This is a genomic window from Gimibacter soli (assembly GCF_028463845.1).
Classification (GTDB): Bacteria; Pseudomonadota; Alphaproteobacteria; order Sphingomonadales; family Kordiimonadaceae; genus Gimibacter; species Gimibacter soli.
Genome location: NZ_CP116805.1, coordinates 128,461 through 148,340, shown reverse-complemented (window position 1 = coordinate 148,340; position 19,880 = coordinate 128,461). Strand labels below are relative to the sequence as shown.

General features: G+C 62.9%; 20 protein-coding genes. 11 read left to right on the top strand and 9 right to left on the bottom strand.

What is annotated here, in order from left to right; translation table 11 throughout:
• Nucleotides 1-99 precede the first annotated feature (99 nt).
• Both glk and PH603_RS00680 read right to left on the bottom strand, forming a co-directional pair.
• On the bottom strand, nt 100-1,086 hold the full coding sequence (gene glk / locus PH603_RS00685; protein ID WP_289503993.1) for a glucokinase: 987 nt from the start codon (nt 1,084-1,086) through the stop codon (nt 100-102).
• A gap of 151 nt (nt 1,087-1,237) precedes the next feature.
• On the bottom strand, nt 1,238-2,287 hold the full coding sequence (locus PH603_RS00680) for a DUF6607 family protein (protein ID WP_289503992.1): 1,050 nt from the start codon (nt 2,285-2,287) through the stop codon (nt 1,238-1,240).
• Between the two features lie 190 nt (nt 2,288-2,477).
• Between PH603_RS00680 and PH603_RS00675 the strand changes: the two genes are divergently transcribed.
• The 4 genes from PH603_RS00675 (at nt 2,478) to PH603_RS00660 (ending at nt 6,602) form a co-directional block, all read left to right on the top strand.
• On the top strand, nt 2,478-4,565 hold the full coding sequence (locus tag PH603_RS00675; protein ID WP_289503991.1) for a TonB-dependent receptor domain-containing protein: 2,088 nt from the start codon (nt 2,478-2,480) through the stop codon (nt 4,563-4,565).
• Between the two features lie 17 nt (nt 4,566-4,582).
• On the top strand, nt 4,583-5,143 hold the full coding sequence (locus PH603_RS00670; protein WP_289503990.1) for a cytochrome b: 561 nt from the start codon (nt 4,583-4,585) through the stop codon (nt 5,141-5,143).
• A gap of 126 nt (nt 5,144-5,269) precedes the next feature.
• Entirely contained in the window at nt 5,270-5,803 is a 534-nt protein-coding gene (locus PH603_RS00665) for a hypothetical protein (protein ID WP_289503989.1), read from the top strand.
• Entirely contained in the window at nt 5,775-6,602 is an 828-nt protein-coding gene (locus PH603_RS00660) for a substrate-binding periplasmic protein (RefSeq protein WP_289503988.1), read from the top strand. The genes PH603_RS00665 and PH603_RS00660 overlap by 29 nt, the downstream gene beginning before the upstream one ends.
• Here PH603_RS00660 and PH603_RS00655 read toward each other — a convergent pair.
• Nucleotides 6,599-6,823 carry a DUF3126 family protein gene (locus PH603_RS00655; RefSeq protein WP_434783314.1) on the bottom strand — a complete coding sequence of 75 codons (225 nt, stop codon included), beginning with the start codon at nt 6,821-6,823 and terminating at the stop codon, nt 6,599-6,601. The two genes, PH603_RS00660 and PH603_RS00655, sit on opposite strands and share 4 nt — an antisense overlap.
• Before the next feature lie 116 nt (nt 6,824-6,939).
• Here PH603_RS00655 and PH603_RS00650 point away from each other — a divergent pair, with 116 nt between their 5' ends.
• Entirely contained in the window at nt 6,940-7,329 is a 390-nt protein-coding gene (locus tag PH603_RS00650) for an Hpt domain-containing protein (RefSeq protein WP_289503986.1), read from the top strand.
• Here the strand turns inward: PH603_RS00650 and PH603_RS00645 are convergent.
• Nucleotides 7,326-9,392: an HD domain-containing phosphohydrolase gene (locus PH603_RS00645; protein WP_289503985.1), complete on the bottom strand. Its 2,067-nt coding sequence runs from the start codon at nt 9,390-9,392 to the stop codon at nt 7,326-7,328. The two genes, PH603_RS00650 and PH603_RS00645, sit on opposite strands and share 4 nt — an antisense overlap.
• Nucleotides 9,393-9,501: 109 nt before the next feature.
• On the opposite strand from PH603_RS00645, the gene PH603_RS00640 reads away from it, so the two are divergent.
• Entirely contained in the window at nt 9,502-10,293 is a 792-nt protein-coding gene (locus tag PH603_RS00640) for a transglutaminase-like cysteine peptidase (protein WP_289503984.1), read from the top strand.
• A gap of 39 nt (nt 10,294-10,332) precedes the next feature.
• Nucleotides 10,333-11,565 (top strand): EAL domain-containing protein, encoded by a 1,233-nt coding sequence (locus PH603_RS00635; RefSeq protein ID WP_289503983.1) that lies wholly within the window; start codon nt 10,333-10,335, stop codon nt 11,563-11,565.
• Between the two features lie 6 nt (nt 11,566-11,571).
• Here PH603_RS00635 and PH603_RS00630 read toward each other — a convergent pair whose 3' ends face one another.
• Genes PH603_RS00630 through PH603_RS00615 form a run of 4 tightly spaced genes read right to left on the bottom strand, consistent with a single transcriptional unit; the run spans nt 11,572 to nt 14,947 of the window.
• Complete coding sequence (locus PH603_RS00630) at nt 11,572-12,102, bottom strand: ActR/PrrA/RegA family redox response regulator transcription factor (protein WP_289503982.1); 531 nt, start codon at nt 12,100-12,102, stop codon at nt 11,572-11,574.
• Nucleotides 12,102-13,406 (bottom strand): ActS/PrrB/RegB family redox-sensitive histidine kinase, encoded by a 1,305-nt coding sequence (locus PH603_RS00625; protein WP_289503981.1) that lies wholly within the window; start codon nt 13,404-13,406, stop codon nt 12,102-12,104. The genes PH603_RS00630 and PH603_RS00625 overlap by 1 nt, the downstream gene beginning before the upstream one ends.
• The gene (locus tag PH603_RS00620; protein ID WP_289503980.1) at nt 13,393-14,343 is read right to left on the bottom strand and encodes a hypothetical protein; all 951 of its coding nucleotides are present in this window, start codon (nt 14,341-14,343) and stop codon (nt 13,393-13,395) included. The genes PH603_RS00625 and PH603_RS00620 overlap by 14 nt, the downstream gene beginning before the upstream one ends.
• Before the next feature lie 43 nt (nt 14,344-14,386).
• Nucleotides 14,387-14,947, bottom strand: coding sequence for an ankyrin repeat domain-containing protein (locus tag PH603_RS00615; RefSeq protein ID WP_289503979.1), 561 nt, complete (start codon nt 14,945-14,947; stop codon nt 14,387-14,389).
• Nucleotides 14,948-15,141: 194 nt separating this feature from the next.
• On the opposite strand from PH603_RS00615, the gene PH603_RS00610 reads away from it, so the two are divergent.
• The 3 genes from PH603_RS00610 to PH603_RS00600 are packed head-to-tail and all read left to right on the top strand — an operon-like array spanning nt 15,142 to nt 16,961.
• Nucleotides 15,142-15,753: an SCO family protein gene (locus PH603_RS00610; RefSeq protein ID WP_289503978.1), complete on the top strand. Its 612-nt coding sequence runs from the start codon at nt 15,142-15,144 to the stop codon at nt 15,751-15,753.
• A complete protein-coding gene (locus PH603_RS00605) occupies nt 15,753-16,181 on the top strand; it encodes a YcgN family cysteine cluster protein (protein WP_289503977.1) in 429 nt (142 codons plus the stop codon). Before PH603_RS00610 ends, PH603_RS00605 begins: the two co-directional genes overlap by 1 nt.
• Nucleotides 16,182-16,190: 9 nt before the next feature.
• Nucleotides 16,191-16,961, top strand: a complete 771-nt coding sequence (locus tag PH603_RS00600; RefSeq protein WP_289503976.1) for a M48 family metallopeptidase — start codon at nt 16,191-16,193, stop codon at nt 16,959-16,961.
• Here the strand turns inward: PH603_RS00600 and PH603_RS00595 are convergent.
• Nucleotides 16,941-19,055 (bottom strand): transglycosylase domain-containing protein, encoded by a 2,115-nt coding sequence (locus PH603_RS00595; protein ID WP_289503975.1) that lies wholly within the window; start codon nt 19,053-19,055, stop codon nt 16,941-16,943. The two genes, PH603_RS00600 and PH603_RS00595, sit on opposite strands and share 21 nt — an antisense overlap.
• A gap of 264 nt (nt 19,056-19,319) precedes the next feature.
• Here PH603_RS00595 and PH603_RS00590 point away from each other — a divergent pair, with 264 nt between their 5' ends.
• Complete coding sequence (locus PH603_RS00590) at nt 19,320-19,871, top strand: TetR/AcrR family transcriptional regulator (RefSeq protein ID WP_289503974.1); 552 nt, start codon at nt 19,320-19,322, stop codon at nt 19,869-19,871.
• The last annotated feature ends 9 nt before the right edge of the window (nt 19,872-19,880 follow it).

Genomic DNA, 19,880 nt, shown 5'->3' with positions numbered 1-19,880 from the left:
GCCCCGCCTCGGCGGACGTCAGTTCCAGCTTACATTGGGGACCCTCAAAACCACGGGCAGTCACTGTCCCGTGGTTTTTTTTGGTCTCCGCCCGGGCCCTCAGGCCGGGGACGCCAGCGCCGCCCCGATCAGCGCTGCCGCATCGGTGGTGATGAGGCGAACCGGGATCGGGGTGAGGTAATCGGTGACCGGGCCTTTTTCGCTGAAGAGCTTCGCGAAACGGTCGCGGTCGATGAAATGGGCGAGCTTCGGCAGGATGCCGCCGCCGATCATCACACCGCCACGCGCGCCATGGGCCAGCGCCATGTCGCCCGCCGTACGCGCCAGGATATCGAGGAACATATGAACGGTTTCGACCGCCAGCGGGTCGGTGCCCGCTTCGGCAGCAGCGCTGATATCGGCGGCCGACAGTTCAACGACCGATCCCGTCGCCTCGCGGCTGAGGAAACGGTAGATGCGGGTGAGGCCACGGCCGGACATCAGCAGCTCGACCGATACATGCACCGCATCGGGCTGCAGGAAGCTGACAAGCGCCTGTTCGCGGTCATCGCTCGGGCTGAAGCCGATATGGCCGCCTTCGGTCGGCACCACGGTCCAGTTGCCGTTCGTGGGCATCAGGATCGCGACGCCGAAACCGGTGCCGGGGCCAACGACGCTGATCGGCGCGCCCTTCTCGCTGCGGCCTTCGCGGATGACCATGCTTTCGCTGTCGCCAAGCCATGGCACGGCGTGGGCGAGGGCGGCGAAATCATTCAGGAAGGAAACGGTGCCAAGGCCCGTGTCGCGTTCCACGCTTTCGGCATCAATCGTCCAATCGAGATTGGTGATGCGGCCGCCGGTGGCCCGCACGGGGCCGGCGAGCGCGAGGTGCGCTTCCGACGGACGGTCGTCTTGCCCGAGCGTTTCAAGATAGGCGCCCAGCATCACGGCAAGGCTCGGGAATTCGCGGCAGGCATAGCGCTGGATGCCATCAAGCCGGATACCGCCCGTATGGGTGTCCGTGGAAGCGAGCGCAAAGCGGCCGTTGGTGCCACCGATATCGGCGACGACAAGCGGACGATTAAGGGGCGCGGGTTTCATTCCCATCTGGCGGCCTTCAATTCTGGACAAACGTGCTGAAACTTTTCTGCAATCGTTTTACGGACCATTGACAGCGCTGTCAATTAAGACACGCAAACGGCCGGGGAAGTCGGGCTTCCCCGGCCGTTCCGGAAACCCCTAGGGGAGGGTCTCCGGGTTAGTCCTGTTTGGCCTCAGCGCTGTCGGCAGCAAGACGCTCGCGCACTGTGCCGGGCTTCAGGGTGACGTAGGATTTCAGCACATCGATGGCTTCTTTTGCCGCCTCTGCGGGTGCGCGCTTGCCGTCCGCCACGTCACCGGCGATGCCAAGGATCGGCATATACATTTCCATCGGTTCGCCCTGGATCGTCAGGCCGAATTTCGGATGGTCACGTTCGAGTTTCGTCCATTCAGCGCGAATGAGCGCCCAGAAGGGTTCGGTTTTTTCCAGATAGTCGGTGGCAATCGCCACATCGAAACCGTCGAAATGCTTGTAGGTGTTGATGCCAACCTCATGGGCCAGCACCTGCGGTTGGTTGCCGGTGAGGATAAGTTTCTGGTTGTCCTGCTCATGCACCCAGCCAGTGGGGGTGATGGCATGGCGGTTGACCGCGGCAATGGCGTGATAGTCGCTGCGCGTGGTGGCGTCGCGGCGGGGCAGGGGGCGCCAGCTGCGGTTCGAGGCCCAGGAATGCTCGCCGTGTTCATGGCTCCAGGCGGCAAGGCCGGCATACCGCGGGGCATCATCCACCTGATAGACAACCTGCGACCATTTGCCTTTGGCCTCAGCCCGGCTCAGGTCGCGCCGCACCCAGGTGTTGGCGCCCACATAATCGGGGATTTCGCTGGGCTCGAAGGTCCAGTCCTGCCGCCAGTGCTTGATCGGCATGAAGGGCATTTCCTTGCCGTCGCCCACCACAAGGATGTGCTGCAGGCTGATAAAATCGGGCCGCTCCTCGATCACCCGGACAACCTCGTAAGCGCCGGACTTTTTCGGCTCTTTCAGCTCGTAGCCGTCAACGAAGGCGGCGGATTCGATGAAATGGAAGGTGACCTTATAGTCGCCGGCCATCGCCTTGATGGCGGTGCGGTCGGCGGCAAGGTCGGTCACGGATGCCGCTGCCATGGCAGGCGCGGGCGCCGTGGCCGACGGATGGCCGGTGCCGGCGCAGGCGCCAAGCATCAGGGCGGCTGCCAGCGTCAGGCAGGTGAAGGGTGTGCGTTTCATGGTTTCTGGTCCTCGCATTCTCGTCCGGTCAGGATTCTCAAAACCTTTTAATAGGATTGATTCTCACTTGCAATCGCATTTGGACAGGATTAGACGGGTGTAACGCAAATGCGAATCGTTCGCAAATTATAACCGGCGATCAACGAGGTGCAAGACCCGTCAGCCGGTCCAGGGAAGAAAGGTTGAGAAAATGACGAACCGGACGAGGACAATGAGGCTGGTGCTTCTGGCAGGTGTTGCGGCAAGTGCCGCGCCTGCATTCGCGGCAGACGCCGGCGGTGCAGCAGACATGACCGAGATCAGCGTTGTTGCCACCCGCAACCCGATGCCGGCCTTCACGGTGCCGGGTTCGGTCAGCGTGGTGAACAAGGCCGAGATCGACGATATGGTGGCTTCCAGCATCTCTGACATTTTCGCGACCGTACCGGGCCTGATGTTCGACGGCGGTCCGCGCCGCAACGGCGAAACCCCGGCGATCCGTGGTCAGGCCGGCGAGGGCGTTGTCGTCCTTTTCGATGGCGTGCGCCAGAATTTCCTCTCCGGTCATGATGGCCGTTTCTTCATCGAACCCGATCTTCTGAAATCGGCAGAAGTGGTGCGGGGCGGGGGCTCGGCCCTTTATGGTTCGGGCGCGGTCGGCGGCGTGCTGGCCTTCCGCACGGTCGATGCGGCGGACCTTCTGAAGGAAGGCGAAACGGCGGGCTACCGGCTCGCGACCGGCTATCAGGATGGCAGCGACGAATGGATGGGCAGCGCCACGCTGTTCGGGCGTTCGTCTGACGGCAAGTTTGATGGTGTGGCCAGCCTCACCAAGCGCGGCTCGGGCGATATCAAGCTCGGCGACGGCACCACGCTGCCGTCGGATGACGATATCGGCTCCGGGCTCCTGAAGGGCACCGTGAAGGTATCGGAAGCCCTGACAGCGAGCTTCGGCTGGGTCGGTTACCGCAACGATGCCATCGAGCCCAACAACGGCCTTGGCAACAATACGGGCGACCTTGTGGACAAGAAGGTCCGTTCGGACACCTACCGCGCCAACCTGCATCTGGCCCCGGTTGATAGCCAGTATGTCGATGCCTCGCTCGTGGCTTATGTGAACAAGGCGCGGGTGGATGAAGCCGAACTGGATAGCGACCGCGAAATCGGCCGCAGCGTGACGACGAACGGCGTGGCGCTTGATAACCGCAGCCGTTTCAAGCTGGGCGAAGGCGCGTCGATCACCTTCACCTATGGCGGTGAATATTATGAAGACAAGCAAACGGGCACCGATAACACGACAGTCGACGGCACTCGCGGCGGCGTGCCGGATGCCAAGGCCAAGACACTGGGCCTGTTCATGCAGGCTGAAATTGCCACATCGACGGCGATTGGCGATTTCCTGATCATCCCGGCGGTGCGCTACGACCATTTCAAGAATGAAGCCATCGGCAGCGGCGAGCGCCCGACCGACAAGGCAACCTCGCCGAAGATCGGTGTGACATGGGAACCGGTCGAGGGCTTCATGCTTTACGGCCAGTATGGCGAGGCCTTCCGCGCGCCGTCCTTCAACGAGATTTTCGCCGACGACCTGCACTTTGAAATCCCGCTGATGCCGGGGGTGGTGGCGCCCAACTATTTCGTCCCGAACCCCGATCTGGCGCCCGAGCGCTCGAAGGGCTGGGAATTTGGCGCGGGCGTCGATCAGGCAAACCTGATGACGACCGGTGACCGGCTGACACTGAAAGGCGGCTGGTTCCGTTCGGACGTGAAAGACCTGATCGATCTTGAGGTCAACTTCGCCTTCTCGCCCGGTTGTTTCATCCCGGGCATGCCCGGTGGCTGCAACGCCGGCACCAGCCGCAATATCAACACAAGCGAAGCCCGGCTCGACGGGATCGAACTTGAAGGTTCCTACGACCATCCCCGCTTCCGCATTGTCGCGGCCTACAGCACGATTGATGGCAAAGATCTGGAGACCGGCGACTATGTTGGCATCCTCGCGCCGAATCGCCTGTTGATGACGGGCGAGCTGAAACTGCCGGAAATCGACGCGCGCATCGGCACGCGGTTCGATATCGCCGGCAAGTTTGACAAGGTCGCCGACCCCGCGGACGCGCGCGCGGCCTACGAATCCGTCGATATCTTCTTCAACTGGGCGCCGAAGGGCGCGCTGGAAGGACTGCGTATTGATCTTCGCATCGACAACCTGTTTGATACAGAGGTCGAGCGCGTCTTCGCTGGCGTCGTTGACCCTGGCCGCAATGCCAAGGTCCGTGTCAGCTGGAGCGGGAGCTTCTGAAAATCCGGGGGGATTGAATGACTGAAGAACAGCAGGGAACGCAGGTTACTTCCTATAACGCCACGGCCAAGGGCCTGCACTGGATTGCAGTGCTCCTGATCCTCGGCCTCAGCATCGTTGGCCTCTATTTTTCCGACCTGCCACGCGGGGACGAAAAAACGGCGCTGCGCAACATGCATGCCTCGACCGGGCTTCTGCTGCTTTTCCTCATGGTCCTTCGCCTTGTCTGGCGGGTGCGGTCCGGCCGCCCCGCCGATCTTGAGACCACGACACCGCTGCAGGCCAAGCTGGCGGTGGGTATGCACCATCTGCTGTATCTCAACGTCTTCGCACTGATCGCTGCGGGGATGATGAGTATCCTGACCACCGCCACGCCGGTGCCCTTCTTCGGGCTGTTTGAAATCCCGTCGCCGTTCGAGCGCGACATGGATCTCCATCATCTTTATGAGGAAATCCACGAAGGCGCCTGGATTGCGCTCATGGTCCTTGTCGGGCTTCACGTGCTGGCGGCGCTTTATCACGCATTTGTGCAGAAAGATGGCACGCTGCGGCGCATGTGGTTCGCCGGAAAGTCCTGAAATAAAAGAGATTATCAGCATCAAGGCTGACCCAATGACATGGTTAATTTTATGTTAACCATGTCATTTTTGTGATATTCTCATCTCTGTTCCCGACTGTATGTGTTTCCAGAGATGAGGAAGGCTATGTCCGCCCCGTCGTCAGCACGTCAGTTTTCCCCGTTTGAACCGGTCGAACTTGTTTCGGAAGGCGCACCCCTGCAGCCTGCCTATGACCTGCATCCTCAGGCACGGTTTGTGCTGGATCAGGTGCTTGGCCGTGTCACCCGGTTTGTCGATGGCGTTGTCCCGCGCAGCGCCATCCATCCGCAGGATTTTGCGGTGGCCTTGCCAAACATCGCCATGATAGATATTCGGTTCGAAGATGACGGAGAATTCGCCGCCAATGCCACAATCGTGGGTGAGGAATTATCGAGCCGGTATGGCCTCAAACGTGGCCTGCTCAGCCTGCAGGCAATCAACGCCGATGCTGATCGGCGCTTCCGGGATGTTATCCAGTTTATCCGGCGGGTTCGCCGCCCTGTGGCAGTCCGCGTGCCGCGCATCCTGCCGGGTCGTCCGCATTATGAAGCGCGCGGGCTTTATGTTCCCTACAGCCGCGAGGCCGATGTCATCTGCGGCGTCCTCCTGCATGCGGTGGTCATCACCAATCATCATTAGCCTCGGCCTCGCTGCAGCGCCGGTATCTGCGTCTGAAACGGAAGCGCAGGCCTTACCGCGCGAGGTGACGGTTTATGCACGGCACAACCCGCCCTTTGTCAGTGTGTCCGAGACGGGTGAACTGCAAGGCGTGGTCGGCGAGACGGCGGCGCATGTGATCCGTGAGCTTGGCTGGGAGCTGCATGTTGTGGGCAATGTGCCGGAAGGGCGGCTCTACCGTATTCAGGACCCGGAGATGGAGCCTAAAAACGCCATCATCCTTGATACTTTCCCGACTCCCGAACGTGCATTGAACGGCTGGCTGACCCGCACAATCATCACCGAATATGCCGCACTCATCGTGCGGACGGGTGAAGTTGAACAGTTCCTGATCGAAAGCCCTGAAGCGCTGGTGGGGCATCCGGTTGCCGGTCGTATCGGCTTCGCCTATCCGGCGATCGATCCCGTACCCGGCATCCTGATGATGCGCATGAACACCAACCTCGCGAGCCTTACCATGCTCCTCAGCAGCCGGGTGGATCTGGCGGTGGTGAATGCGATCAGCGCCACATGGCAATTCAACAAGGCAGGCTTCAAGGGGCGCTATGCGTTCCTGCCGCGCGCCCTGAACCGGGTGCCGCTGGTGCTGTCGCTGTCGCGCCGCGATTTTTCGGCAGACGACCTTTCAGCGGTCAACGACGCGATCGAGCGGTTTCAGGCAAGCGAAGAATGGCCGAAGCTGTTGGAACGATCAGGCGGGCAGGCGCTGTTCCGCACCTTCCCGGTGATGGTAGAAGACCCATTCACAGAGGCCAATTAGGCCTCGGGCAGGTCTTCCTCGATGATCGCCATCTGGAACTGATAGGAAACCTCGCCTTCATCCTCGTCGCGGTACACAACGCCGATGAATTCATCGTCCAGCATCACCTCGACCGAATCGGAAACATTCGGGCGGCGTTTGAGGACTATCCCATCCGATTGAAACAGGTCGCGCAGATAGGCTTGCAGGCGGGTGGTCTCTTTCGCGTTCACGGGCGGCATCCTTTTTGGCTGGGCAGTGTGTTCATGTATCGAAGCCCGGTGCGGGGATGCAAGAAAAAGCGTGGCAAGCTTGTGAAAATCTTTCATTATGTAATCGGGGTCGATGCGAGGCAGACATGGAATATGGACGAACCGGGGATCAGCCATTCCTCGACCCAGAAATCATCGCAGAATTTACAGCCTTCGTTTCGGAAAGTGCGCGGACGCTCGCGCGCTGCAGTGCCGAGATGGATACCCGTGGTCGGGAAGCGGCTACACAAATTTTCGAACATAGCCACAATCTCAAGGGGATCGGCTCTACGTTCGGCTTCGCGCTCCTGACCGATGTGGCTGGTGGCCTTTGCCACTATATCAAATATGTCGGCCCGACAGCCGACTTCCGCACCGATGTGGTGCGCGCTCATGTTGATGCGATCATCCAGATCATCGACACACCAATGCCCGGCGATGGCGGTCCGGAAGGCGAACGCCTGCTTGCGCGCCTGCAGGTGCTGGCGGGGCGCTAGGCGTCGGTGCCTGGCACTTCCCCGAAGCCAGCCCAGTCTTCGCGGCCACCCTTGTTTTCAAGCACATTCTGGAGTGCGGCAACGGCCTTGCGGTCATAGCGCTTGCCGGCTTCTTCCATCAGCAGGGCCATCGCCTTGTCGAACCCGAGGCCACCCCGGTGGGCACGGGCGGAGACCATGGCGATGAAGGCATTGGCAACAGCCAGCACGCGGGCAGCGGGCTCGATCGCGTCGCCCGATAGGCCGGCGGGATCGCCGCTGCCATCCATATGCGCCTGCAGTTCGGCGAGGCTCCGATAGACCGGGCCTTCGAAATCGAGGTCCTTCAGAAGGGCCGCCCCCTTGCGGATGCTGTCGCGCACCAGCGCGAGCTCGGACGCATCAAGCGGGCTCTCTTTCGTCAGTACCGAAATCGGCACAAAAATCTTGCCGATATTGACGAGCCGGCCAGCGATGGAAACGGCTTTCAGGCGCACTTCATCCCAGCCGAGTTCGGCGCCGATGGCTTCAGCGACCTCGGCAACCCGTGCCGAATGGTGGCGGCTGAAGGGATCGCGGGAATCGATGATATCGGTCAGCACCCCGATCAACTGGCCGAGGAGCGCCTCGCTCCGCTCGTGGGCGCCGATCAGGTCGGTGATGTCCTGCATCACGACAAGGGTCGAGGTGCCCTGCGACGCATCGTCCACCGCAACGAAATCGACCTGGAAATGACGCTGGCGACCGCCCAGAATATGGGTCACCAGAGTCTGTGAACTGTCGCCTGCAAGCGCATGGGTAATGCCATCGCCGAGCGCGCGGGCGGTGTCGCGGTCAAACACCGGCAGGAACTGGCGGTCGATCATGTCGGCACGGTCAAGCCCGACAAGCGCCGTCATGCCGCGGTTCACGAAGCGCACGGTGCCATCGTCGGCAAGGGCCGCAATGGCGGTCGGCTGCGCGTCGCTCACATGCTGCAGGAACTGGCTCAGAAGCTCGTTCTCGGTGCTGAGGGCCGCCTGTGTGCGGTAGGCCGTCATCAGGCGCTGCGACACGCCGTAACGCCACACAAGCACAAGGACAACGAGAAGAGCGATGCCCGTTATGCCGAGCGTGATTTCAAGGCTGGTGCGGCGGGCTTCGATATCGGCCATGGCTTCAGCGGCGCTGATTGTGTGGACCAGTATCCACGGCACGGGGGCTGTCAGTTCGCGCCCGGTGACCAGTACTTTGTCGCCCGTATAGCCCGCGAGAGTGGCAAAGCCGCCGGGGGTTGCGATGGCATGGCTCGCTGCCACGTCGCGGCGGACCTCGCCCACACGGCCGCCACCGGCAAGCGGGGTCAGCGAGATGACGGTGTCGGGGCCACTCGCACCTGCTGGCATGGCGAGATAGGTTTCCGCCGTGCGGGTGGCATCACCCGGTTGCTTCAGGGTCGCCAGGAAATCCTCATCGAGCGGCCGGGCACCGATAACCCATGCGGCGGTGAGGCCGGCAGCGGCGCCTTCCGGCGCTCGCACCGGGGCCGCGAACAGCACAAGCGGTGTCTTGTCTTCAAGCTGGGGGCCGAGTGCGATGAAGCTGCCGGTGCGGCCTTCGCGCCAGTCATGCCCGGCGAGCGACGGCATGCCCCGCGTTACCACGAGGGGGGCGCCGCCGTTGACGGACAGAAGGCCGAGCCCGGCACGCTGCGGGCGCTTTACATTGGCATTGACGGGGTCAAGCGCGCGCTGCTCGTGGAAGCCGCTACGGTCGGCTTCTGCCGACAGATAGTTCAGCACATAACTGCGCTGAGCTTCGACAACGGCGGGGTCGTCGATCCCCATGAGACCAGCGGCATAAAGCTCGACCGTCGGGTCGGCGGCGATTTCCTCGACTTGCGCGAGATACCGGTTGAGCCAGGCGGACGCGTCGGCGGCGCGGCTGTCGGCGACGATTTCCATGCGGTCGCGCCAGCGGCCAAGGTCTTCGGCCTCGCGGGCATCGGCAAAACGGTTGATCAGCAGGAACCCGGTGACAAGCGCCAGCGCGATGAGTCCGCCGCCAATCCACCAGCCGGTTTTTCCCTGATCCATCGTCTGCATTGTCGCCCCCTCGTCACGCACCGGTTCCGACAGCAATGCTAGCTGTCGGTTGAAACGGCGACTATGTTGAATCAGAATGGGAATCGGTACAATTGTTTTGAGAGGCCAGATGGCGTCGCTTATCCAGTCGATCGTTTTTTGCATATGGCTGGCGCCGCCTCCGGACGCGGGAATGGCCCTGCCGGTGCCCGCCTCTGCGCCCGTTTCCCGCCCTGTGGCCGCTCAGTCGGCTCCGGTAAAAGCAACTGCACCGACACAAGCCCCTGCACCGGCCAAAGCCGTGCCCGGCCTGTTCGGCAGCACCGAGATCGCGTCGAAGGATCTTAGCGCCTTCACGAAATGGAGCGATATGTGGCGCCGCACCGCCGCCGACCGCAATGAGATCGGCAGGGCTGACGCTGCCGCCGCTGTGCAGGGCGCGCAGGATGCAGAAGCCTGCGGGCGCGACAAACGGCTCGTTTGCGGCAGGGAATCCTGGGAGAAGCTGGTCGCCGAAGCACAGCAAAGATCGCCAGCCGAAAAGCTGAAGGCGGTCAATGATTATATGAACCGCACGCCCTATATCATCGATCCCGAAAACTGGGGCGTGCCGGACTATTGGGCGACACCCCGCGAATTTTTCCTGAAGGACGGCGACTGCGAAGATTATGCGATCAGCAAATATGTGACGCTGAAGCGGCTGGGCATCGATCCCGCTGCCATGAGGCTGGTGATCGTGCAGGATGAAAACCTGCGGATTGCACACGCGGTCCTCGCGGTCACACTCGGATCGGATGTATTCATCCTCGACAATCAGGTGGATGCCGTGTTGCCGCAGCAAAAGATATTGCATTACCGACCGGTTTATTCGATCAATGAGACCGGCTGGTGGCTTCATCAGCGCCGCCGCGCCCGGTCCTGAGTCTGGCACTCCAATATCCAGAATTTGAGAAAAACAAGAATGGCGGTTGATCCCAAAGCCCTGAAACAGTTCACCGATTTTGTCGCCAACGCCGTCGCACACCCGGACGGACGGCGCGCTGTGCATGTTCGCCTTTCGGGGCTTGAGCGGCACTTCAGGGACAGCTATTTCCGCCGCGCACTGGCCGCAACATTGAAGCCGCTGCTGTCGCGTCCCGGTGTGCTGCATCAGACGATGGCAGGCCTTGGCGATATTGTCTTCACGGTGCGCGGGATCGATGATGTCGAAATCGAGGCCTATCTCGTCAAGGCGCGGAAAGACCTGAAGGATTCCGACGTCATTCAGGGGCTTAACCCGGCCCCCGGCAAAAGCGACATGTTTGTCGGCTGGTATAATCTCGATACCGATGGTGCCACCTTCAAGGCGCAGATGGATGAACTGGTGCGCGAGGAACTGGCAATTGCCAATCCCAAGCCCACAGGCATTGCGCCCAAGAAGATTTCGCTGGTGCCGGTTGACCGGCCCGACAAGCAGACGGTGGTCAAATCGCTGGACCCCGAGCTGTTCCTGGCGCTCACCAAGGCTCTGCACGGCGCGGATGTGAGCGGCCTTGTGCGCAAGCAGGGCATTGTGGCGGTCATGCCGGGGGCGCCGCAAACGCCGGTGATGGTCCACCGTTCGATCCCTTTTTCGGTGATCACGGAAACCCTGCTTGCGGGCGTGAAGCTGCAAAGCGACCGCTGGCTTGCCGGTTATATCGAGGACTTCGTGACCGAACGCCTGCTGGCGAGCGGGCCGAACATGGCAAACGAACATTCGCTTGCCTCGATGGTGCGGGTGACGAGCCACGCGGTGAACAGCAAGGGTTTCGAGATGTTCGAACGTTCGCTCGGCGGCTTGTCGCGTGCCAAGGTGGTGCTTGAATTTTCGGCGCGGGACGCCATCGAACGGCCGGCCGAGTTTAACAAGGCATGCGACTTTGCCCGCGAACGCGGCTTCCGCCTTGCGCTATCGGATGTCGGCGCCGAAGGTCTTGCCTGGTTCCAGCCCGGCAACGTGCCCGTAGAATTCTTCAAGGTGCGCTGCCCGGCGGGCGACGTGCCGGGCTGGTGGGAGACCCCGGTCAAGAAGGCAGTTGCCTATCTGATTGATGCCGTCGGCAAGGCACGGGTGATCATGGACGGGATCGATGACAAGGGCGATCTCGAAGTCGCGACCAAGCAAGGCGTGACGCTTTTCCAGGGCAAGGCCGTGGCGCCCGCCACGATCTGATCCATCTTACTGGGGTGATTTCTTGGCGAGGATGCGCTGCAGCGTGCGGCGGTGCATGCCAAGACGTCGGGCAGTTTCCGAGACATTGCGGTTGCAGAGCTCGTACACGCGCTGGATATGCTCCCACTTCACCCGGTCGGCCGACATCGGATTGTCGGGCGGCGGCGGTGCTTCGCGGATCGCCATGAGGGCAGCCTCGATTTCCTCAGCACTAGCCGGCTTCGCCAGATAGTCAACGGCGCCGGCTTTCACGGCGGCCACAGCACTCGCGATATTGCCGTATCCGGTGAGGATGACGATCCGCATGGCGGGGTTCAGCTCGCGCAGCATGGGCACCAGATCGACCCCGTTACCGTCCGTCAGCCGCATATCGAGTACCGCGAAGGCAGGCGGGTTTTCGCTCGCCAGACGCTGGCCTTCTTCAAGACTTTCAGCCGCTGCGACAGTGAAGCCGCGGCGCTCCATGCTCAGCTGCAGGCGCGTGCGGAAGGCGCGGTCATCTTCCACGATCAGAAGGCGGCGGTCGTCTGTCGTCATCAGGTATCTCCTTCCCCTGGCGTCTTCGGTGGCGCGTTCCAGATGATGCCGACCTCGGCACCGCCTTCGGGACTTGTGCCGAAGCTGACCCGTGCGCCGGTGCGTTCCAGAAGCGTGCGGGCGATGAATAGCCCGAGCCCCATGCCGCCATCGCGTCCGGCTTCGATCTCGCGTGTCGTTACATACGGCTCCCCGAGGTCGCGCACAATGGCCGGATCGAACCCCGGCCCGTCATCGCCGATAATCACCAGCGTCTGGCCACCTTCCGATCCGAAGCGGATGGTCACCTCGCCGGTCGCAAAACCCGTGGCATTTTCGATGATGTTGCGGAAGGCGTGGATGGCCTCGGCGCTTCGTGCCATCTGCGGCACGTCGCCCACGGCTTCGAACCGGATACGGATGCCGCGATGTTCGTGCGGGGACGCAGCCTCGCGCAGGATCGCCTCAAGGCTTTGCTGCGCGAAATGGTCCACCGCGCCCTGCCGGCTGGCGCCAAGCTCGGCGAGGATTTCACGGCAGCGCGCGGTTTCGGCAATGATCAGTTCGATATCGGCGTGCGCCGGGTTGCCCTCGGGGCAGGCGTCTTTCAGGTCATGCGCGGTGAGATAGATGGTGCCAAGCGGCGTGCCAAGCTCGTGGGCGGCAGCGGCGGCCAGCGTGCCAAGTGCCGACAGGCGCTGCTCGCGTTCAAGCGCGATATGGCTCGCCGCCAGCGCATCGGCGCGCGACCGGCTTTCGCGGGCGAGATGCCCCGTATAGGCCGCGAGAAAGATCATGGCGAAGGAAAGCGCAACCCACGCGCCCGCCAGATGCAGCGGATCAAGCGTATAGCCATGAACGCCGAACGGCAGCGGGTAAGGTGTGAAGGCAAGCCCGGTAACAGCGGCAAGCGCAAGGGCCAGAAGCGCGACTGTGCTGCGGGCGCGCAAGACCGATGCCGACACGCTTGTCGGTGCCAGCAGCAGCACCGAGAAGGGGTTGGCGAGCCCGCCGGTCAGGAACAGGAGAAGAGCGAGGACGACAAGATCGAACCCCAGTTGCAGGGCGGCTTCGCCGTCGCTGATGCGGGTGTTGGCGTCGCGCCCCACCCCGACCGCCACATTCACGAAGGCGGAAAGGCCGATCAGCAGCAGGGTCGCCAGAAGCGGCAGGTTGAAGCCCAGCCAGAAATTGACGACAAGGATGCTGGCAAACTGGCCGGCGACCGCCATCCAGCGAATCTGGACAAGGCTGCCAAGACGGACGACACCGCCGATGCTGAGCGGTGCGATCAGGCTATCGCTGGAACTGTCAGCGGCTGACATGCAGGGCTCCGGCAAGAAGGGCGATCAGCAGAAGGAACATGATCAGCGTTGCAGCAATCGCCACGAGCTGGCAGCGGCGAATGTCAGCGGGCCCCAGTCGCGCGCGACCATCGGCTGGGCCAAACCACAGGGCCGCATCATCGCGCATTTCCGTATCGCTTTTGAAATTGAGGCCAAGGCCGTAGGCAAGGGCGCCCATCGGAAGTGCCCGAGATAGAAGATAAGGCCCCTTGCGCGGCAGGAAGCCCCGGAAGGTGCGGAAAGATCCGTGCGGTGCAAAGAACTGGGCGGTGGCGACAATCAGCCCGGCGATCAGCGTGCCGGGGAAGGCAATGATCTCGTGCAGGATCACAGCCACGCGGTGGAACGCCCCCTTGGGACGCAGGAGACCCGACGGTGCACCTGTCGAAACGGCTACCGCGATCAGACGGAAGGGCAGCAGCAGCGTGAAGCCGCCAATCATCAGGAGGGCGGCATTGACGACAAGGCCATCGGTAAACCGCAACACCAGCCGCTCCAGCGCCCAGCGTGCCGCGCCGAAACGGTTCTCGTCCGCCCGCCGGGTGCCGTCGGCCAGTGCCTTGCCGATAGCGCGGGTCAGGTCCCACACCGCCCGCTGGCCGATCGTGAGGACAAGCAGCACGAGGGCAAGAAGGCTGCCGGTGCGGCCGTCAAAGGCCACGCGATCGACCATATGGCCGAGGCCGGCGAGGGCCGGCGCGAGAATGAGGATCAGCAAAAAGCCGCGGGCCATCTTGGTGCCCTCGCCACGACCTGGCCTGTCGAGCCGCGTAGCGATGGCAGCGACTAGTCCGTAAAGCAGATGGTCAGGCCCCGGCAGGCGGCCCAGAAGCCGTCGGCCCCCGAGGGCAAGGTCCACCAAGAGTGCGGCGATCAGGAGAAAGCTCCAGTTGGCGATGCTTTCGGCGACGGTCATCCGGGGCTTGCTCCGAGGCGGCTTGTGGGGCGGGTGGCCGGGGTCAGTTGGCCCCGGCGTCTTCCAGAAGGCGGATCATGCGGCTGTTGCGACGTTCCTTGGCATAATCGAGCGCCGACTTGCCGGTAACATCCTGCACATTGGGGTCTGCCTTGTTCGCGATCAGAATCTGGGCGGCGCGGAACTGACGGTTGCGCACGGCTTTGGTCAGCGCGGTTTCGAGGCTCGCATCCGTACGGTTGATATCCGCGCCCGCGTCCAGCAGCATCTTGATCCCTTCGGCATCCCCCGAAATCGCCCGCACCATCAGCGCGGTTTCGCTGCCGCCGCGGTCGGTCATGTCCGGGTTGGCCTGATGATCAAGGAGCATCTTCATGATCACAAGGTTGCCCTTGCGGGCGGCGATCAGGATCGCCGGCTGGCCCCCTGTGCGCTGGCGCGTGTTCGGGGAGGCACCCTTGTTCAGGAGTTCGGTCAGCTTGGCGATATCGTTGGTTTCAACGGCCTTCAGCAGTTCATACTGGTCGCTCATGGCATGGGCGGCGTGGCTCGCCGCAAACAGCGACATAAACAGGACAAGCCCCAGGCGGGCGAGAATCTTCATGTTAACTCCATCGTCAGTTTTCCGGCGCGCGCTGAGGCGTGCTGCCGATTTACGGGAGCGGCGGGCCGTTTGTGACGGCGCCCCCGTGACATTGCGGCCCCATCTTTCTATATAAGGACTGGATTCTCAAGTCCCGACCAGCCGCCAATCCGCGCTGTTCACGGGATTGTTGCCGGATTGTTACGGAGCTTGCCATGAAAATCATTCGCGTCGTTGCCTGGGCCCTCGTTGCCGCGCTGGTCGTCCTGATCGGTGTGCGGCTTCTCACCGGTGCGCCGGAGCCGACCAAGACCGACCTCGGTGCCGCCACGCCGGGCGGCGCCTTCACGCTGACAAGCCACACGGGCGAGACCGTTTCGGACACGGATTTCGCCGGCCGCTACATGCTTGTCTATTTCGGCTACAGCGCCTGCCCCGATGTGTGCCCGCTGGAGCTGCAGAAGCTGACTTCAGCCCTTCTGGACCTTGAAGCCGAAGGCTACGACACGACGCCGATCCAGCCGATTTTCATCAGTGTGGACCCCGAGCGCGACAGTACAGAGGAGCTCGCGGGCTATGTGCCGCAGTTCCACCCGCGCCTCATCGGCCTGACCGGCACGCCGGAAGCCATCGCCGAGCTCGCCAAGAAATATCGGGTCTATTACCGCAAGGTCGATACCGGCAGCGCCATGGGCTATCTGATGGATCACCTGTCGGTCATTTTCCTGATGGGCAAGGACGGCCAATATGAGCGTCTCTTCACCTCGCGCGATACGCCGGAAAGCATCGCCGAAGCGCTGAAGCCGCTGCTTCAGAAAGCGTCCTGATGGCCTTCTGGCACGACAAGCCGCTGGCCGCCCTTTCGCAGGCTGAATGGGAAAGCCTGTGTGATGGTTGCGGCAAGTGCTGCCTGCACAAGCTTGAGGACGAGGACACGGGCGAGATCCATTATACGGATGTCGCCTGCCGGATGCTCGACCTGACGACCGCTCGCTGCAAACGCTATCCCGAACGCAAGCGCTATGTCGCCAATTGCACGGTGCTGACGGCGAAGAATATCGAAAGCTTCGCCTGGATGCCGTCGACCTGCGCTTACCGCCTGCTCGCCGAAGGCAAGGACCTGCCGGACTGGCATCCGCTGGTGACCGGCGATCCTGCCAGCACGCTGGCCGCCGGCCAGACGGTCGCTGGCCGCGCGGTGGACGAGCGCGTGGCGGGTGATTTTGAAGACCATATCGTTAGCTGGCCGGAATAGGGGGCACGGATGCTCGGTCGCCTCCTCATAACCCCGCTGCCTGACGAGCTGAATGTCACGCTGCCGGACGGGGGCATGATGCGGGTTGCGGTGCGCCCGCATGCGACGGCGCGGCGCATGGTGCTGCGCTATGACGCCCGCACCGACAGCGCAAGGGTGACGGTGCCGAAGGGTGCGAAGGCCGCGACGGTCGAGCGGTTCGCTGCCAAGCATGCAGGCTGGCTCCTCAATGAACGACGGAGCCACGAAGGGGTCCCGAGCCTCGCGCACGGTGGCCTGCTGCCCTTCAGGGGCAAAGATCATGCGCTGCATTTCACCGGCATCAGCCCCCGGCAGGTGACGGTGGCAGACGGCGCGATCCATGTGGGTGGCCCGGCTGATCAGGCATCGGCGCGCCTGTCACGTTGGTTGAAGGCAGAAGCCAAGGGCGATCTTGAGGTTTGCGTGCGCCGGCATGCGGCGGCGCTGGGTGTCGACTATGGCCGGATTTCGGTTGGCGATATGTCCAGCCGCTGGGGCAGCTGTTCCTCGACCGGCACCTTGCGCTTCAGCTGGCGGCTGATCCTCGCGCCCGGCCCTATCCTTGATTATGTCGCTGCGCATGAAGTGGCGCATCTTCTGGAGATGAACCATTCTCCGGCCTTCTGGGCGCATGTGGCGCGGCTGGTGCCGAACTGGGGGGAATCCCGCCGCTGGCTGCGGCAGGAAGGGGCTGCGCTCATGGCCGTGCGGCTGGACGGCGGCACCGAAGGCGAGCCCTCAGTCGCGGCTGCCGAATAGGCGTTCCCACAGGCTTTTCTTGGTTTTCTGCCAGCCGTCTTCTTTCTCGGCGGGTTCGGTCGGCTCGTCCGGGGACATGGATTGGGCCGAGGCGATATAGAGCCCTGCATCGGCCAGCAGGGGGCGTACCGGTGTGCCTTCGCTTGCCTGCTTCATGAAGGCGCCCCAGATGCGGGCGGGCAGGCGGCCACCGGTCACATCTTTCATCGGAGCGAAGCTGTCGTTGCCGACCCAGACGGCGGTGGCAAGGTCGCTCGTGTAGCCCACGAACAGCGCATCGCGGCTGTCCTGTGTGGTGCCGGTCTTTCCGGCGGCGGGGCGATCAAGCTTGGCAGCACGGCCTGAGCCATATTCGATCACGCCTTGCAGGCCCTCGGTCATGGTGGCGGCTACTTCATAGGAAATTGCCTGCCGCATCGACATGGGCGGCTGGCGGTAAAGCACACGGCCACCAAGTTCGGTGATCTCGACAATGCCGTAGGGGGACGCTGCCATGCCGCCGCTTGCGACGGTGCGGTAAGCGTTGGCGAGGTCGATCAGTTTCACTTCCTCGGTGCCGAGCGCGAGGCTCGGATGCGGGGCGATTTGCGTCGTGATGCCCATGCGGTTGGCAAGGGATGCGACATACGGGGTGCCGGCCTCTTGCGACAGGCGTACCGCCACCGTGTTGGTGGATTTGGCGAGCGCGTCGCGCAGGCGGACATCGCCGTCGAAGCGGTTGGTATAGTTGCGCGGGCTCCATTTGCCGATGGTGATCGGCCGGTCGGAGACAATCTCGTTCAGCTTGTGACCGCGCTCGAACGCCGCGAGATAGGTGAAAAGCTTGAAGGCGGAACCCGGCTGGCGAGAGGCCTGCACTGCACGGTTATACTGGCTTTTCCGGTAATCACGCCCACCGACCATGGCGCGTACGGCACCATCAAGGCCAAGTGCGATCAGCGCCCCCTGGCCCGCATTCACGGTGGAGCCTTCGCCTGCGAGGCCTTCCTCGACGGCAGCGGAGGCCGCCCGCTGCAGTTTCAGGTCAATCGTCGTATGGATCGTGATGCTGATATTGCCTACGTTCGGCAACAGGCGCCGGGCTTCGGCTTCCACCCAGTCGGTGAAATAGCGCACATCGGGGCCGACCGAATCTTTCACGACCTTGGGCGGGCGGGCCATCAGCTTGCGGGCGGCCTCGGTCGGCAGGTGGCCTGATTCCGCCATGGTGCTGAGAACGACCTTGCCGCGGTCCCATGCCCCCTCGGGGTTGATATGCGGGGCAAGGCGCGAGGGCGCCTGTACGAGGCCGGCGAGCATCGCAGCTTCGGGGATCGAAAGGTTGCGGGCACCGTGATCGAAGAACCGGTGGGCCGCCGCATCGATCCCGTAGGCCCCGCCGCCGAAATAGCTGCGGTTCAGATAAAGCGTCAGGATCTGTTCCTTGGTGAAGCGCTGCTCCAGCCAGAAGGCGAGCAACGCTTCTTGCGCCTTCCGTTTGAAGGAGCGCTGGTTGGTAAGGAACATATTCTTGGCAAGCTGCTGGGTGATCGTGCTGCCACCTGCCCGCACCCCGCCGGAGCGAAGATTGGTGGCAGCCGCGCGCGCCAGTCCGCGCCCGTCAATCCCGCCGTGATCGAAGAAATAGCGATCCTCGATCGACAGGATGGCCCAGACCATGGCGTCGGGAATTTCATCGAACATCAGCCAGTCGCCATGCAACGGGCCGGTGCGGACAAGCGTTTCGCCGCCGGCTGCCTTCACGACCACAGCCGGGTCGTTGGCGCCGGGATCAGGCAGGTTATCAAGGTCCGGCAGGTCGTGCGCGAAATAGGCGAAGACGATCATGCCCGCGATCAGCGCCCAGACACCAAGGACGGCCCCGGCATAGACGATATGGCCGAGGATGGAGCGCTTCTTGGCTGGCGCGCGCGGGCGGCTGGCCGGTTTCTTCGGTGCAGCCGGCTTTTTGGCCGGGGCGCTGGCTTTGGGCTTTGGAGTGTCGGCGGCTTTGGATGCGGGTGCGCTGCCGCGCCGCCCGTTCGCGCGGGATGCCCCCGCCGACCGCTTCGCGCCGCTTGCCCTTTTTGCCTTGCCGTCCTGATCGCCTGCCATGCTTCTGCCGATTGGATTGTGGACGATGCCTTGCCGCTATCGTCCCACTCGATACCTCGTTTGTTCCTACCCCCAACCGGCCCGGATTGCAAAGGTCGGGTCGGCAGGCCGGGGCACCTTGCCCCGTGATTGCGGCATCTTGTGGGCGCGGCGCCACATTCCATCGCAATTCCGGATATGGCGTCATAATGTTGTAGCCGAACGTTCGGTCTGTTTCACGTGAATCACTCGTGCTAGGATGCTTCAAACCGGGCAGGGAGGCAGATGATGAAGGCGCAATTATCGAAGGCAGGGCTTGCGGACCGGCTGACCCCGGTGTTTGAGGCTTACGGATACGAAGGCGCCAGCCTGTCGCTCCTCGCCAAGGCGGCCGGTCTTTCGAAGGCGAGCCTTTATCATCATTTCCCGAACGGCAAACGCGACATGGCCGCTGCCGTGCTGGCGCGGGCGGGTGCGCGGCTGCAAACGCTGGTGATCGCCCCTCTCCATTCAGCGGCAAGCCCGGCGGAGCGCCTTGGCCAAAGCCTTGAAGGCGTCGCCCGACTTTATGAAGGCGATATTCCGGGCTCGCTGATGAACAGCCTTCTGGTCGGCGAGGGCCGTGGCCTCTTCGGCGCCATTGTCGCTGGCGGCGTCGCAGCGTGGGAACAGGCACTGGCGGGTGTTCATGAAGCTGCCGGAAAGCCGACAGCAGCGGCCCGCGATACGGCCCGCCAGACGCTGGAGCGGATCGAGGGGGCGCTGGTCCTTTGCCGGGTCGAGGGCAGTCGTGCCCCGCTTGAAGCCGCGCTCACATCCCTGCGAGGCGGACTTTAGCCCTTGACC